This window comes from Paenibacillus sp. FW126-R14 (assembly GCF_058789495.1).
Genome location: NZ_JBYTBS010000011.1, coordinates 84,096 through 98,910, shown reverse-complemented (window position 1 = coordinate 98,910; position 14,815 = coordinate 84,096). Strand labels below are relative to the sequence as shown.

The 14,815-nt window shown below is 49.0% G+C and carries 13 protein-coding genes; 5 read left to right on the top strand and 8 right to left on the bottom strand.

Annotated features, from left to right (window positions below; translation table 11 throughout):
- Nucleotides 1-285: 285 nt before the first annotated feature.
- Nucleotides 286-1,578, bottom strand: coding sequence for a sn-glycerol-1-phosphate dehydrogenase (locus AC3WRW_RS10595; RefSeq protein WP_492546273.1), 1,293 nt, complete (start codon nucleotides 1,576-1,578; stop codon nucleotides 286-288).
- A 213-nt stretch (nucleotides 1,579-1,791) separates the two neighbouring features.
- Between AC3WRW_RS10595 and AC3WRW_RS10590 the strand changes: the two genes are divergently transcribed.
- The gene (locus AC3WRW_RS10590) at nucleotides 1,792-2,517 is read left to right on the top strand and encodes a DUF2161 domain-containing phosphodiesterase (RefSeq protein ID WP_492546272.1); all 726 of its coding nucleotides are present in this window, start codon (nucleotides 1,792-1,794) and stop codon (nucleotides 2,515-2,517) included.
- Here the strand turns inward: AC3WRW_RS10590 and AC3WRW_RS10585 are convergent.
- From AC3WRW_RS10585 to AC3WRW_RS10565, 5 genes are all read right to left on the bottom strand, one after another.
- Nucleotides 2,514-3,491 (bottom strand): NAD(P)/FAD-dependent oxidoreductase, encoded by a 978-nt coding sequence (locus AC3WRW_RS10585; protein ID WP_492546271.1) that lies wholly within the window; start codon nucleotides 3,489-3,491, stop codon nucleotides 2,514-2,516. The two genes, AC3WRW_RS10590 and AC3WRW_RS10585, sit on opposite strands and share 4 nt — an antisense overlap.
- A gap of 42 nt (nucleotides 3,492-3,533) precedes the next feature.
- Entirely contained in the window at nucleotides 3,534-4,763 is a 1,230-nt protein-coding gene (locus AC3WRW_RS10580; RefSeq protein WP_492546270.1) for an MFS transporter, read from the bottom strand.
- A gap of 111 nt (nucleotides 4,764-4,874) precedes the next feature.
- Nucleotides 4,875-6,194 carry an ABC transporter substrate-binding protein gene (locus tag AC3WRW_RS10575; protein ID WP_492546269.1) on the bottom strand — a complete coding sequence of 440 codons (1,320 nt, stop codon included), beginning with the start codon at nucleotides 6,192-6,194 and terminating at the stop codon, nucleotides 4,875-4,877.
- A 172-nt stretch (nucleotides 6,195-6,366) separates the two neighbouring features.
- Entirely contained in the window at nucleotides 6,367-7,203 is an 837-nt protein-coding gene (locus AC3WRW_RS10570) for a carbohydrate ABC transporter permease (RefSeq protein WP_492546268.1), read from the bottom strand.
- Nucleotides 7,203-8,087: a carbohydrate ABC transporter permease gene (locus AC3WRW_RS10565; RefSeq protein ID WP_492546267.1), complete on the bottom strand. Its 885-nt coding sequence runs from the start codon at nucleotides 8,085-8,087 to the stop codon at nucleotides 7,203-7,205. Before AC3WRW_RS10565 ends, AC3WRW_RS10570 begins: the two co-directional genes overlap by 1 nt.
- Nucleotides 8,088-8,245: 158 nt before the next feature.
- On the opposite strand from AC3WRW_RS10565, the gene AC3WRW_RS10560 reads away from it, so the two are divergent.
- Genes AC3WRW_RS10560 through AC3WRW_RS10545 form a run of 4 tightly spaced genes read left to right on the top strand, consistent with a single transcriptional unit; the run spans nucleotide 8,246 to nucleotide 13,251 of the window.
- Nucleotides 8,246-10,069 carry a cache domain-containing sensor histidine kinase gene (locus AC3WRW_RS10560; protein ID WP_492546266.1) on the top strand — a complete coding sequence of 608 codons (1,824 nt, stop codon included), beginning with the start codon at nucleotides 8,246-8,248 and terminating at the stop codon, nucleotides 10,067-10,069.
- On the top strand, nucleotides 10,069-11,697 hold the full coding sequence (locus AC3WRW_RS10555; RefSeq protein WP_492546265.1) for a response regulator: 1,629 nt from the start codon (nucleotides 10,069-10,071) through the stop codon (nucleotides 11,695-11,697). Before AC3WRW_RS10560 ends, AC3WRW_RS10555 begins: the two co-directional genes overlap by 1 nt.
- A 52-nt stretch (nucleotides 11,698-11,749) precedes the next feature.
- Nucleotides 11,750-12,181 carry a hypothetical protein gene (locus AC3WRW_RS10550; protein WP_171682806.1) on the top strand — a complete coding sequence of 144 codons (432 nt, stop codon included), beginning with the start codon at nucleotides 11,750-11,752 and terminating at the stop codon, nucleotides 12,179-12,181.
- Nucleotides 12,181-13,251: a phosphodiester glycosidase family protein gene (locus tag AC3WRW_RS10545; RefSeq protein ID WP_492546264.1), complete on the top strand. Its 1,071-nt coding sequence runs from the start codon at nucleotides 12,181-12,183 to the stop codon at nucleotides 13,249-13,251. The genes AC3WRW_RS10550 and AC3WRW_RS10545 overlap by 1 nt, the downstream gene beginning before the upstream one ends.
- Before the next feature lie 584 nt (nucleotides 13,252-13,835).
- Here the strand turns inward: AC3WRW_RS10545 and AC3WRW_RS10540 are convergent.
- Both AC3WRW_RS10540 and trmL read right to left on the bottom strand, forming a co-directional pair.
- Nucleotides 13,836-14,090 carry an AbrB/MazE/SpoVT family DNA-binding domain-containing protein gene (locus tag AC3WRW_RS10540; RefSeq protein ID WP_492546309.1) on the bottom strand — a complete coding sequence of 85 codons (255 nt, stop codon included), beginning with the start codon at nucleotides 14,088-14,090 and terminating at the stop codon, nucleotides 13,836-13,838.
- Between the two features lie 182 nt (nucleotides 14,091-14,272).
- The gene (trmL, locus tag AC3WRW_RS10535; RefSeq protein WP_492546308.1) at nucleotides 14,273-14,737 is read right to left on the bottom strand and encodes a tRNA (uridine(34)/cytosine(34)/5-carboxymethylaminomethyluridine(34)-2'-O)-methyltransferase TrmL; all 465 of its coding nucleotides are present in this window, start codon (nucleotides 14,735-14,737) and stop codon (nucleotides 14,273-14,275) included.
- Between the last annotated feature and the right edge of the window lie 78 nt (nucleotides 14,738-14,815).

Sequence of the window (14,815 nt, the reverse complement as noted above, 5' to 3'; positions counted from 1 at the left end):
CTGAGAACCCAGATCGTGCTGCTTGGTATTATCCATCCTCCTCTCTGTTTAGAATCTGATCTGATTCAAGGAATCTGCTATGTACGCGCTTACAATCCTTGAACGGTTCTATCATAACCCTCTTGCGGGAAAAACTAGCTGCAGTTTTTTACGATACAACTGTATTTTTTTAACATTTTGCACGTTTCAGGTTCAACACTACCTTTGTAATAGGCTGGAGGAAGTCCCAAAGCCCAGCACAAAAAAATCCTCTCCAGAACAGGAGAGGATCGTTGTCATTAGCTCCTATAAGAGCCGCAATAGGCGCAAAATCGTGAACCGGTTGCGCACGAACAGCGCATCCTTCCAAGACGCCTCCACCAGCTCAGGCTCCACGCCGAGCTGCTCGGGCGTCAGCGGTCCCTGCACAGCTCCGAGCCACGCGATGAGCTGTTCGGGTGCAGGGACCGCGCGGGCGATGGCTTGCACATCGCCCCACCTCGAAGCGATGCGCGCCTTCAGCGCTTCGCTATCGACAACCGCGCCATCCGCCGGAAAATTCTCGGCGATGACCTGCTCTGCCATGGCCCCATAGGCCCCGCGGATGCGCTGCGCATCCGTCTGCTGGCTTGGGGCCTGGCTTTGCGCTAGGCGCGCAGCGGCCTCAGCGGCCGTGACATCCCGCAGCGACGCATAGCGCTGCGCCATCAGCACGGTCGCGACGCCGACCTTCGCGCCGTGCAGCAGCGCCCTGCGGCGCTGCTGCAGGAGCACCATCTCCCAATAGTGGGAGAGATGGTGCTCTGCCCCCGAGGCCGGCCGGGAGTGGCCGACCAAGAGCATGGAAAGGCCGGACAGCAGCAGGCCTTCCATCAGCTTCAACAAGCCGAGATCCGTGCGCTGCGCGATCTCGTCCAAATGAGCCGTGCACAGCTCCACGGCTTCCAGCGTCAACTGCGCGCTGAGCTCGCAGTAGTGCTCGTCAAGCAGCACGCGGCCCAGCGCCCAGTCCGCGAGCGAGGTGTGCTTGCCGAGCATGTCGCCGAGGCCGGCCGCGATCATCGCTTGCGGCGCCTCGGCGAGCAGGGTAAGGTCGGCGAAGATCGCCTCCGGCGCGCTGGCAGGGATCGTCTGCTTGAAGCCGCGCACGATCAGCGGCGCGCCGACAGAAGCGAAGCCGTCCACCGATGGCGCTGTCGGCACAGACAAGAACGGCCGCTTCGAGCGGTGGCTGACGAAGCGCACGATGTCGTGCAGGGTTCCCGCCCCCACGGCAACAAGTGCTTCCGACGTTAACGGCGTGTCCATCAGCGCTTGGACGATCGCCTCCTCATCGGCGGCAACTTCCCCCATCGCGTTCTCGCGGATCACGCTGATGCTGACCTTGACCTGCGCGGCTTCGAGATAGTCTCGCAGCTTCGCCCCCGCAGCTTGGTACGTCTTCTCGTCCGCAACAAGCGTCACTTCCCTGTAGCCGGCTTCTTTCACATAGCCGGCCACCTGACCCAAAGCATCTCGCTCAATGACGATGCGCCGAATCGGAATTTCATGCCTCTGCCCGCATGCGCAATCCATCGTGCGGCCAAGCCAAGTATTCAAAACCTCACTCACCCTCATCACCCTTCCCTATTGATCCCAAACGCATAAGTCGCACTTACGCCATCACTCGTATTTCAACTTCTTTGGTAGTCCCGCTTCAGACCAACCCCAACATGTACGTACAAGCACATCTTCCCCTATTCTAGCAAAACCTGTGCTATAATGAAACACATTCTGACTGCCTTCATCCCAAGTAGGGGGAGAATTTTCACCATGCCCATCCAAAACGAAACGGAGCTGTATGCTCCGGTTAAGCAATATTTCGAGCAGCGCGGCTATGCCGTTCGCGGGGAAGTCAAGCATTGCGACTTAGTTGCCATTCGCGGTGACGAGCCTCCGATTGTCGTCGAACTGAAAAAGAGCTTCAACATCCCGCTCCTTGTGCAAGGAATCGACCGTTTGCGTCTAACCGAGCAGGTGTATATCGCGTTTGAGCTGCCGAACAAAGGGAAAGCGCCGCATCGCCTGCAGTGGGAGGACATTCGGCGGCTCTGCCGCATGCTGGGACTTGGCGTCTTAACCGTTCAGTTCTACAAACGCAAAAAGCCCGCAGTCGACCTTGTCTGCGAGCCTACGCCATATACGCTGCGGCATAATAAAAGAGCGGCCTTGCGGGTCGTCAACGAGTTTCATGAACGCAGCGGCGATTACAATGTAGGTGGCAGCACCCAGCAAAAGCTGATGACCGCCTACCGTGAGAAATCGCTGCACTGCGCCTATTTGATGCGTGAGCACGGACCTCTCAGTCCGCGCCAGCTGCGTGACCTGACAAATAACAAAGCCGTCAGCTCCCTGCTGCAAAAAAACTACTACCGGTGGTTCGTACGCCAAAGCCGCGGTATCTACCACATTACCCCGCTCGGGGAAAAAGCGCTGGCGGATTACGTACACGTTACCGCAGCCTTTTCTCCCTCCGCAAGCTCCACTGAACTTTCCTAAGAGCGGACGACCACCCGGTTGGCGTTCGCCTCTTCTTTCAGCATAAGCAGCACTTTGTTCATCCAAATCGCAGCTTGCGCGCCCTCGCCCATGGCAATCGTCACCTGCTCGGCGTGAACGCCTACGTCGCCGGCTGCCCACAGGAACGGTACGCTGGTCATTTTCGAACGGGGATCTGTTATGATATGCCGATTTTCCATGCGTTCGGCTCCCAGCTGACGGGCCAGATCCGATTTCACTTCATTCCCGCCAAAAGCAATAAAGCCGCGCTCCGCTTCCAACCGTTTTCCGCTCACCGTCACCAAGCCCTGACAAAGGCCATTTTCCGCTGCAATAACTTCTTCGATATCATCGGCTATGTAGGTAATTCCATTTTTCTTGAGTTCTTTCAAAAGGCTCGATTTCACAGCGTATTGTCCATGGTTGACGTAAGTCAGCTTATCCGTCCTCAGCCTTAGCTTCAGCGCCATTCCCGCTCCGGCATCGCCTGAACCCATCACAATGGTCGTTTTATTTCGGATCTCATAGCCGTCGCAGTCCGGACAGACATAGATTGTTAAGCCGAGGCAAGACTTGAGTCCTGGAATTTCAGGGATACGATCCATAAGCCCGGTCGCCAGTAGCAGTGTCGGCGCTTCATATCCATTCCCCGACTTCCCCCACAATTCGAAACCGTCCCCTGGCTTGCCTTTGTTTACAGCTTGTACAACTTCATCTTTGACAAAAGCAACCCCCAGCCTCTCGGCCTGCAGCCTGCCCAGCCTGCGGAGCTCTTCACCCGAAACGCCGTCCGGCCACCCCAGTAAATTGTGATAGCTTTTGCACAAGGTCGATCTGCCGTATCCGGCATCAATAACAAGCACTTTATGCTCATATCTGCCGAGCTGGATGGCCGCCTGAAGTCCGGCGATGCCTCCGCCGACGATTACACTGTCATACTGTTTCATAACCTGTAGTCCCTCTTCTCCTGTCATCTATCCCTAGGATAACCTCGTAAGGGCGCTTTCATGCTCCCTCTACCGATTCTTAACAGACCAGACTAAGGCAAATTGCGTGAGGGCAGCGGTCATGAGAATCCACGGAATCAACCCGCCATCCAAATCACGCCCGTATGTAATGAAGCAAAAAATCGAAATCACCCGGCCGATATTGAGGAAAAGTTCCCGCACGACAACGCTTTCTACTTTCAACTCGCCTTTGAGCGGCAGTTTCGCGATGAGTCCGTAATAGTAACCCGTCATCGTGTTGCCTTGCAGCGGGGAGAAAATGGAGTACAGAATCATAAAGCCTACGACCGACCAGAGCGTGATGCTTCCCATTAGAAACGAAACCCCGACCAAATAACCGACCGTCGAAACCGCTAAATACAAGCGGGATTTATTGCTCCTTGCATATTTGGAAATAAACATCCCCATAACAATGCTTAAACTGGAGTAGAGCACGCCTAAGTACCCCACAATATCTTCCCGCGGCATCACCTTAAACAAGAGGATATTCGGCAGGAACAGCATGATGCCCTGGAGCAGGCCCATCCCGAAGAAACCGAGCAGCGCCTTAAACCAGTCCTTTTCTTTCTTCATGATCAGGCCGGTCAGCTTCAAATAATACACCCGGTGATGCCCGCCGGAGGCTTTGATTTTCAAAGAAATGAGGGCCGCCAGGAGAAACATGCAGAAGGCGATCGAGAATACGATCGTGTACCCGCTGAGTCCTTCTTTTAACCGAATAATAAATCCCGCAAGCGCAGGTCCCGCTAATGTGGCCATCGTGAAGAAGATCATGTTATAGGCGAGATATCGAATCCGGTTCTGCTCGGTAGATACATCGTACATGAGCGTTAAATAACCTACCCAATAAAATGCGCCTGCCAACCCGTTGAAAATGGCAAACGCTATGTAATATTTCACGAGAGCTTCCCCAGCGATAATGACACTCAAATAAAATAGACCGATCAGCATAATGCCAAGCCGGTAGGACACCATTCTGTCTTTCTTCTTGATCATCCAGCCGCCAATGGCAAAGCCAATCGGTGTCAGGAGGTAAACGATAATGCTGTACGTTCCGTTTACGGCTACGCTGTGTGTTAATCGCCAAAGATATAAGTTCAGAAACACACCCGACATGGAAGCGCCGAATTGAAAAGTAGAATGAATAATGAGCGAAATTACAGCTTCGCGTGTTAATCTTTTCTCTTGCGGCAGAGAATTGCCTCTGCTTTGCAGCCAAGTCCTAAATCTTACGTTCATCGCAGCCCTCCGCTCCTCAGTCCTCCTTATTGTAACAGCCCGATTTCTTTCTGTTAAACGGCAAAAAGCCCCAGCATTGGCGCTGAGGCTTTATTACGACCCACTATGGTGTTACTTCTTCAAGCTATCCCATGTTTTCTGGAATTCATCCAGCATTTGATCCTTCGTATACTTCTTCGCGACATAACCTTGCATAATATCACCGAATTTTTTACTGGATGCTTCGCCGCCTGGGAATTTGAACCAGTTCCAGCTAAGTGTTTTACCAGCTTTGCTGTAAGAGATGATGTCTGCTGCTAATGGTCCAAGAACTTTCTCGTCAGCAGGAATGGATTTGAACGCAGGAATGAACTTGAATTCATCCGTAATGTATTTTTTACCTGTGTCGGAAGTTACCATCCAGTTCAGGAATTTCTTCGCTTCGTCTTTCACAGCGGAGTTTTTGTTGATTACCCAGTTGTTAGGTACGCCTACGAACAATTTGTCGTTCGTTGCAGCGTCATCGCTGATCGGCATTGGCAAGAAGCCAATTTTGATATTCGGGTTCGCTTTGGAAATTTGAACTTGTGTCCAGTTTCCTTGCTGTGTCATAGCCGCTTTGCCTGTAGCAAAGTCAGTTACTTGCGTGTTGTAGTCTGTTTGCAGCGGGTTTTTGTTGCCGTATTGCAGCGTCAGATCAAACAATTTCGCCCATTGGTTGAATTGTTCGTTGCCTGGAATTTTCGCTGTGCCTTTGTTCAAACCATCAATGAAAGCATTTGGATCTTTCTGGTATGCAAATGGAAGGTTCACAAAGTGGTTACCCAGTACCCACCACTCGCCATAGCCGTTCTCAAACGGTGTAATGCCTTTGGCTTGAAGCTTTTTAGCGGCATCTTCCAGCTGTGTAAGTGTTTTTGGCAGCTCCGTGATACCAGCTTGCGCGAACAAATCTTTATTGTATTGGAAGCCGTATCCTTCAAGGTTAAGCGGCTGTCCGTAAATTTTGCCGTTTTTCGTCATTGGCTCTTTCGCAACGTCGACCAGATCGTTCACCCATGGTTGATCGGAAAGATCTTCCAGGTTATCGATCCATTTATCCAGATCGGAGAAGCCGCCGTTGTTGAAAATGTCCGGTTTGTCGCCGGAGTTGAACTTCGCCAGCAAAGCTGCGCCATAGTCCGCGCCGCCGCCGACTGTGTCAACTTGGATTTTCACGTTAGGATTCAATTTTTGATATTCTGCAACCAATTTACCCAATTGATCCGCAATTTCTACTTTGAATTGGAACATTTTAATTGTAACCGGTTTGCCAGCCGGAGCAGGCGTTGTAGTTGTAGCTGCTCCCGCCGAAGCCGTTGGCGCAGGTGTCTCTTCTTTCTTGCCGCAGCCAGCTGCAACCAAGGATAATGTAAGTACGGTAGCCATACTGATCATCGTTAATTTTTTCATTAAGATAAAGCCTCCCTTTTTTTGTTTACTCTTCGTACCTGATCACGAGCAGAGGATTCATTTCTCTCGTCGTCATCCGTTCACAAGGTTTATTGTAAACACTTTCTTAAGCCCTTAACACAGAGAATATTGAACATAAAGGTGGAAGATTTTGAACCACTTTACAATTTTGTCACCCTTTTACGGAACCTGCGGTAATCCCTTCAACAATATGCTTCTGCATAGCGAGGAAGAAAATAACGATCGGCAATACGCCAAGTGTCAAGCCGGCCAGCGCCAAATCCCATTGTTTCGTGTACTGTCCAAAGAAGGAGAATGTCGCCAGAGGAATGGTTCGCAAGCCGGGACTGTTTAACACCAGAGAAGGCAGCAAGTAATCGTTCCATATCCATAAGCTGTTCAAAATAATGACCGTCGTGGACATCGGCTTCAGCAGCGGGAAAACAATGCGCCAGAATACGCCATAGGGCGAACAACCATCCACCGTAGCGGATTCTTCAATTTCCATAGGAATCGATTTAATAAAACCATGGAACAAGAAAACGTTAAGGGATACACCGAAACCAAAATAACAAATGATTAATCCCAATTTGCTGTCCATCAGCCCGACTTGACTTGCAACGCGTACCAACGGAATCATGATGGATTGAAACGGAATCACCATCGCGGCTACGAAAGCCAGGAAAACCAAATTGTTGAATTTGCTCGGCTTGCGCACCATCCGATACGCCGCCATGGAGCTGATGATGACAAGTCCTACGTTACTGAAAACCGTAATGATCAAAGAATTCATGAAGGCGCTGGGGAATTTCATAATCGTCCATACTTTTTTGTAGTTATCAAAGTACAAGCTTTGCGGAAGCTTCGCTGTGCTTGCAGCCAGTTCCGGGAATGTTTTCAGCGAGTTGACAACGACAAAATAGAACGGAACCAGAAATAAGAGAGCGATCAGGATACCCAGCACTTCAAGTGTGAATAACCGTCCTGTATATTTTTTGACTGCATCCATTACACTTCAACCTCCTTGCGTTTCGTATACATGACTTGGATGGTCGAAATAATGGCTACTACAATAAAGAATACTAACGCTTTCGCTGTTCCTAAGCCATAGTTGTTATTGCGGAACGCTTCTTGATAAATATTGATAGACACCGATTCCGTCGAGTTGAACGGTCCGCCTTTGGTCAAGGAGAAGTTCAGATCGAACATTTTGAAATTCCATGAAATCGTTAGGAACAAACATACGGTAACCGCCGGCATAATGAGCGGAATAATAATGCTTTTGAGTACTTGAAAACGGGTAGCGCCGTCAATATACGCAGCTTCCACCATATCTTTGGGCACATTCGATAGCGCCGCGATATAAATGATCATTAAGTATCCGGCACCCTGCCAAATACTCACGATGGCAATCCCCCAGAATGCGGTAGGAGCGTCGCCCAGCCAAGGCAGTTGAAAGAAGCTCCAGTTCGTCAACTCGCCGAGCGTTCCGAATCCTTTTACAAAAATAAACTGCCAAATAAATCCGAGCAGAAGTCCGCCGATAACGTTCGGCATGAAGAAAATCGTGCGCAGCACATTTCTCGTTTTCAATGCTTGCGTCAGCAGAAGAGCCAGCAGGAAGCCGACAACGTTCGTAAGGATCACATCTGTCACGGTAATCCTCGTGGTGAACCAGAACGCATTGCGGTAATCTGTGTCATTAAAGAGAAGGTGCTTAAAATTGTCCAAGCCGTTGAACTTCACGCTTGTCGTGACACCGTTCCACTCTGTAAATGAATAATAAATGCTCATGAGAAAAGGAGCTACAACAATGAGGGCAAAAAATAGGAACGCAGGTCCGATGAATACCCACTGCTGTAATAATCCTGATAACCCTTTGCTCTGTTTCATGGGAATTTCCCCCTTACGATTAGGTAACTATAACCTATAGTATAAAAGCCTTTACCCTGATGAAACACAGATTATCGTGATGCATTAGGTGGAATTTGTTGACCTCTACTGCTACAATATAGGGTGAAAAGTCCACGAAGAAACTGAGTTGATTCGACATGTTCCGTCATAGTATACGCAATAAACTGATCCTTTTTTTGCTGATCGCGACGCTCGTTCCGTTCATAACCTCCATCGTTGTCTCCTATTTATTCACGAAGGGAAAAGTCACCGAAGACACCATCACGAACAATTCTGCCCTGATCTCTCAAGCAAAATTGAATATATTAAACTATTTAAACGGGGTTGTTCAAACATCTGCAACCATTTATACGGGACAGCATTTGTCTGAACTCGGACAATTATACGACATCCTGGAGCGCGAACGCGAGATCGACTATATGAGCGATAAAGTCATCAAGAGCGGACTGCAAGTCATGTCGCATGCCGTTAAGGAGTTCAAACAAGTCTACTTATACGCTTCCGTCAGCGACCGGTCCTTCTTATCCAGCAACGATTTTCAAGGAAGCACGACCGGCAAATATGAGTCTCTGCGCCCTTTTCCGGAAGACAAAACGGTTTATTTTGAGACCACCCATCTAAGCCACAATTACAATATTGCACTTAACGTGTATTCTGCTCCAACCCCTGTCCTGTCTATGCATCGCAAGCTGATGTATTCGCCGAATAACACATCCATCGGAGAGCTCATTATCGATCTTCATTTGGACCTTATTTCCGAGATTTCCCAAAACCTGTACACCCATGACGAGGAAGAACTGTACATTTTGGATGATGCGGGCTATATTGTTTTCGGTCCCGATCCTTCGAAATGGGGAAAATTGCTGGAAGGTAACTGGGGAGATGAGGCCATTCACAGCACGCTTGAGAAAGGGTCCTATGAGTGGAGCAAAGGGGCCTACGCGGGCATAAATGTTTACGAAAAAATGAAAACTGACTATGTCAGCTGGACGATGGTCAAACGCCTCCCGTACGCGCAATTAACGAAAAACGCCAAGCAGTTGACGTTGATCAACTCTCTTATCTTGACCTTTTTCATGTTAATTGTTATTGGGGGAACGATCTTCATCTCCATTCGCTTTACAGCGCCTATTAAACAATTAATTCGTTATATTACACGCATTCAGGCGGGGCAGGTTCAGCTCGGCCAAATGCATAAAGACATTGAACTGACGCGGACGGACGAAATGGGCATTCTCGCCAATCGTTTCCATGGCCTTATGCAGGACTTGAATCAAATGGTCATGCGCGAATATCGCTTGGAGCTTGCGAACAAGTCCAATCAACTGATGGCACTGCAAGCACAAATCAATCCGCATTTCTTGAATAATGCGCTGCAATCCATCGGGACGCTGGCTTTGCAGCACGATGCGCCGAAGGTTTATGCATTAATCGCCTCCCTCGCCAAAATGATGCATTACAGCATGAATACGAACGAATCCGTCGTTCCCTTAGGCAAGGAGCTTGATCATGTCAAAGCCTATCTGGAGCTGCAAAAGCAGCGGTTCGAGCATCAATTCCATATCGTCTATGAGGTCGAAGAAGAAACCAAAGCACTGTCCGTGCCCAAGATGATTCTGCAGCCGCTTGTCGAAAACTATTTCAAACATGGCTTTAAGCCAAGTGCAGATGATGTTGGGCTGCTGCGCATTCAAGCGACGATACAATCCGCTGAAGGGTATGATTTTTTACAGTTGGTTGTAGAGGATAATGGAGTTGGCGTCACCGATGCGCGGCTGCGCGAAATGAGAAACAGGCTTCAGGCCCCTTCGACTGGCAATGAAGCCTGTATTGGGCTAAGCAATGTATTAACCAGAGTAAAATTGTATTTCACCGATGATGCTGCTCTTGAGATTGAACATGCACAGCCCCGGGGTCTAAGGATCGTCATCCATATACCGATGAATAAGGGAGCTATCTAATGAAAGTATTACTTGTCGACGATGAGAAACATGTACGTGACGCCATCCGTCTGCTTGTCAATTGGCAGCAGCACGGCATCGATACGATTCTTGAAGCGCCGGATGGCGAAAGTGCCACCGAGCTGATTGCCCGGCATCGCCCGGAAATTATTATGACCGATATGATGATGCCCATCATGAACGGCGTGAAGCTGCTTGAATGGCTGCAGGCGAATGCGCCGGACTCCAAGACGATTGTCATCAGCGGGCATGACGATTTCTCTTTGCTGCGCCATACCTTGAAGTATGGAGGAACCGATTATATTCTAAAGCCCGTTGATCCCGACCAGTTGAACGAGGCGCTGGATAAAGCGATTCAGGCTTGGAACAAAGAGGAAGAGTTCCGTCAAACCAACCGCGAGCTCAATATTGAAATGAATACCATTAAGCCGATGTATTGGGACAAGCTCCTCTCCGGGATGATTGCCGAGCCGGCCACTTACGAAGGCAATGCTGAACAGCTCGACAAAGAGCTGAATTTATCGCGCAGCGTTGGCGAATGCCGCGTTGCCATTCTATCTCTTGATACGATGGAACGAAGCGTGAAAAATAAATTCAGCCAGAACATGGATCTGTTGTTTTTCTCCCTGATCAATATTTGCAATGAATTTCTCACAACGGATGGACGCGGCTACGCTTTCCGCCATTGGCACAGCGAAACTGAAATCGTCTTGCTGCTGTGGAAGGATTTGCCGGTCGCCGAGGCTTTTCTTGAGAAAATTAATGAAGGGATGCGCACGACGCTGCACGCCCGTGTTGATTTTGGGATCGGACGCATTCACGCCTTCCCGGCTGATGTGACCTCGTCCTATCAAGAAGCGCGCGATGCGCTTAGAAAGCGCAACCTCAAAGCCAAAGACACGTGGATTCATAGCATGCAGAACCCGGTTAAGTCGCCTCAACCGTCTTTGATGTTCAGCCACTATGAAGAGAAGATCAACCTCGCCATTCGCAGCGGCAGCAGCGGGCAAATTGAGGAAGCCATTTCGCAGTGGATGGATTCCGTCAAGCAGAGCGACGTCATCACGCTGGAACAGCTCGACCATTGGTGGCGGGAATTCAGCGTGATGAAACGGCGCTTTGTCCAACAGTTCTTCTCCGGCGCCAGCGAAGACAAAGTAAAGCAGGTGCTGTCCGACGAGCCTGCCAGCGTCATCGTCCCGCTGGACGAGCATGGGATTCTGTCCCTGTCCCAATGGCAGCAAGAGCTTACCCGCAGTATTGTACACATGTCCAAACTGCTGCTCGAAAATCAACAAAAGGACAAAAATGTTATTTTTGAAATTGCCGAATATCTCGAAAAGCATTATCACGAAGATGTGACGCTGCAGGATATAGCAGGCCGTTTTTTTCTGAGCCGCGAGTATATTTCCCGCAAATTCAAGCAGGAATTCGAGGTTAATCTTTCCGATTATTTAGGTCAAATCCGCATGAGCAAAGCGAAAGTGCTCCTACGCAACCCGCATCTTCGGATTTCCCAAGTGGCCGAAATGGTTGGATATCAGGACGAAAAATATTTCAGCAAGGTTTTCAAAAAATTAGAGGGCATTACCCCCAATGAATATCGAAAAACATCGAATTCTATCTAAAATTCTGCATAAAATTTGGAATATGGTATACTAGGAAACAGAGGTGATTATCATGAGCATGCAAATCGAGACAACGACTGCGAATTCCTTCCCCCGGGCTGCCAAAGCCACAAGAAACGGAAGAAAAACGTACGTTTACTTGTTTCTTGGTTGGGTCATGCTGATCGCAATCGGAGTGGCAGCAGCCATGCTGTATACAGAGCATTTGAGACAAAAAATAGCAACCGATATCGCACAGCAAACTCAGCAGCAACTGCAAATCGTGCAGCAAGATTATCAGAAGCAGGTTTCCGAATTGAAAGACAGCGTTTCAACCGACATGAAAGCTATGCAAACCAAAGTAGACGCCCTGAATGAATTGCTTGCCTTCACCAAGGACAGCGCCAACAGCAAAACAGATAACAGCAACCAACTTTACACCCAACTGGCCGATGTGAAAAAGAAGCTCGATGAGCTGCAGAAGAATCTGGATGTGTTAAAGTAATGAGTGCTATTCAAGGAATCAATCGCGTCTTTCTCTTAGCTTGCGCCCCGTTCGTAGGTATGTTGATTTGGCTGCTTTTCGTTTCCGCGAGTATCCCGATCAGTCCTTGGGCAACGGAAGCGCCGCCGCTCCCTGTATCGCTTCACGAAGAAGCGCTCTCCCTGGACAGCTTGCTGACGAAAGCAACGAATGACGCTGCGCAAACCAAGTCGATCATTCAGCAATATTTTGAGTTGTATGAGAAGAGCACGGCGGAAGTAACGGCGGCTCTCCAGGTTGCCACAGCCCAAGTTGCTAAGCCCGGCGTCATTTATGACTCAAGAATCACGGCGAAGCTCGGTAGCCCTGTGAGACAAGCTTCCTCTGGGAATATCGACTTAAAGCTGTTTTCATTGAATGAAAATAACTACAAAGGTTATGCTCTTAAAGTAAACCTCAAGAGTGATAAAGCTATTAAGCTTGTTCTGGGCAAAGATAAAATGGGCTCCAGCGAAACAACGCTGGAAGCCGTCTCGCGCTATGGCGCCATTGCCGGTGTGAACGCAGGAGGCTTTGCGGACGACAGCAAAGGCAAACGCTACCCGCTCGACACGACGGTGATGAACGGCAAGTACCTTAACGGCTTCTTCCCGACGAAGAACGATACGACCTTTATCGGGTTGAACAAAGACCGCAAGCTCATCGGCGGCAAGTTCAGCACACAGGCCGAGCTCGACAAGCTTAATCCGTTAATGGGATCGACCTTCGTTCCGACGCTCCTGAAGAACGGATCCAAAGCGACCATCCCTTACCAATGGCAGAGCTCGCCGGCACGTGCAGCCAGAACCGTCATGGCCAACTACCGAAACGACCAGCTGTTGTTTATCGTTACAGACGGCTATGACGAGAGCGGGAACTCAGGAGCAACGCTCGCCGAGCTGCAGGACAAGATGCAGCAGTTAGGCATCGTTGACGCCTACAACCTGGATGGAGGCGGCTCTACGACCTTGGTCATGGGTGGCAGCGTCATTAACCGGCCGTCCGACGGAAGGCTGAGACCGCTGGCTACGAACTTCTTATTTTTCAAATAAACGAAATTATTCACACTTTATTCGTTTCTTTTTTAAGGATGGTTGGGTATAATAAGCCTTAACTATATGCTTTTACGTTCTTTAAACTTGTAGGGGGTGCAGCAATGTTTGGCTTATCAACAACATTTTGGCTCGTTAACACCGTTTTTGTACTATTTCTCGTCGCTATGATGACGGCTTCCTATAACGAGGACAAAACTAAAGGCCTGTAAGTTTACCAAAGACCGTCAGAATGATTCATTCTGGCGGTCTTTTTTAATAGGAGAAAGGACCCCTTTCGGAGTCCTCATTGACGGTGAATAATTGGATTGGTTTTGCCTTAGCCTTACATCAGCTCGGTTTCTACCTCATTACACTATTGCAGTATGGAATACTACATTTAATGGCCTTTGGCACATCTCCTCGCTTCTATAACGGATTCAACAACAACCTCCCGGGTGTACACTGTCTTTGACACAACACCTCTCTGCTTTCACCGTCGAAAGATAGTATGTCCGGTTCATGCGTGCATATGCAGTCCCCTCACAACAAAAAAAGCACTGCTCTCTCTAACGAGAAAGGCAATGCTTTTTCATTTACACCGATTAAGCTCTTACTTTAAGCACATTCATTTCAGTTACGCACGTATTGCATATGTAACGCTCTTTGAACTCGCTCACCGTTTCCATACTGCCGCAAAAAACACATTTCGGGCGGTATCTTTCCAAAATGATATGATCACCCTGCACTAAAATCTCGACAGGATCCCCTTCATTCATTTGATATCGTTTACGTAACGATTTAGGCAGTACAATACGTCCCAATTGATCGACTTTACGAACGACTCCGGCTGGTTTCATCATAGGACTTCACCTCTCTTCCGTTCTCATTTTCTATGCCTGGCCAATTGGCTGAGCATACCTTTACGGACTGATAGGGAATACTATTCGCCGTTCGTTAAGAAACTCCTTCTAATTAACAGCTGAAATTTCTTTTATTGTCAAATTTGTTCACCCAGACCTAAATGAGATCGAATAAAACGTTAGTCGAGCCCTGCGAAGCCTGTCTGACGCAAGCCCTCATACAGCATAATCGCGACGGAATTGGATAAATTGAGCGATCGGACGCTATCGGACATCGGAAGCCGGAGCAGCGTCTCCGGATGCTGGCGCAAGAGCTCTTCCGGGAGACCTTTCGTCTCTTTGCCGAATACGAAAAAGTCACCGTCCTGAAATGTAAAATCCGTGTAACGCTTCTTCGCCTTCGTCGTTGCAAAGAAGAAACGGTGCCCTTTGTACATGTCCAGCACCTCATCGAACGAATCATGATACTCAAGTTTGACGGAATGCCAGTAATCCAGACCCGCGCGTTTCAACGTCTTGTCGTCGGTCTGGAAGCCAAGCGGTCTAACCAAATGAAGATGCGTCCCTGTTGCAGCGCATGTTCGTGAAATATTCCCTGTATTGGCAGGAATTTCGGGTTCAACTAATACAATATGAAAAGCCATCTCTGTCAAATTCACCTCATCTTCTATCCTATTATATGTCCATGCGGATTGCAATTTTACACAGGGTTAACTTTATCT

Bases quoted from the DNA above. Each gene is read 5' to 3' on its own strand.
- AC3WRW_RS10590 (WP_492546272.1), top strand. From the start codon at position 1,792: ATGCCCATCCAAAACGAAACGGAGCTGTATGCTCCGGTTAAGCAATAT.
- AC3WRW_RS10585 (WP_492546271.1), bottom strand. From the start codon at position 3,491: ATGACAGGAGAAGAGGGACTACAGGTTATGAAACAGTATGACAGTGTA.
- AC3WRW_RS10580 (WP_492546270.1), bottom strand. From the start codon at position 4,763: ATGAACGTAAGATTTAGGACTTGGCTGCAAAGCAGAGGCAATTCTCTG.
- AC3WRW_RS10575 (WP_492546269.1), bottom strand. From the start codon at position 6,194: ATGAAAAAATTAACGATGATCAGTATGGCTACCGTACTTACATTATCC.
- AC3WRW_RS10570 (WP_492546268.1), bottom strand. From the start codon at position 7,203: ATGGATGCAGTCAAAAAATATACAGGACGGTTATTCACACTTGAAGTG.
- AC3WRW_RS10565 (WP_492546267.1), bottom strand. From the start codon at position 8,087: ATGAAACAGAGCAAAGGGTTATCAGGATTATTACAGCAGTGGGTATTC.
- AC3WRW_RS10560 (WP_492546266.1), top strand. From the start codon at position 8,246: ATGTTCCGTCATAGTATACGCAATAAACTGATCCTTTTTTTGCTGATC.
- AC3WRW_RS10555 (WP_492546265.1), top strand. From the start codon at position 10,069: ATGAAAGTATTACTTGTCGACGATGAGAAACATGTACGTGACGCCATC.
- AC3WRW_RS10550 (WP_171682806.1), top strand. From the start codon at position 11,750: ATGAGCATGCAAATCGAGACAACGACTGCGAATTCCTTCCCCCGGGCT.
- AC3WRW_RS10545 (WP_492546264.1), top strand. From the start codon at position 12,181: ATGAGTGCTATTCAAGGAATCAATCGCGTCTTTCTCTTAGCTTGCGCC.
- AC3WRW_RS10540 (WP_492546309.1), bottom strand. From the start codon at position 14,090: ATGAAACCAGCCGGAGTCGTTCGTAAAGTCGATCAATTGGGACGTATT.
- trmL (WP_492546308.1), bottom strand. From the start codon at position 14,737: ATGGCTTTTCATATTGTATTAGTTGAACCCGAAATTCCTGCCAATACA.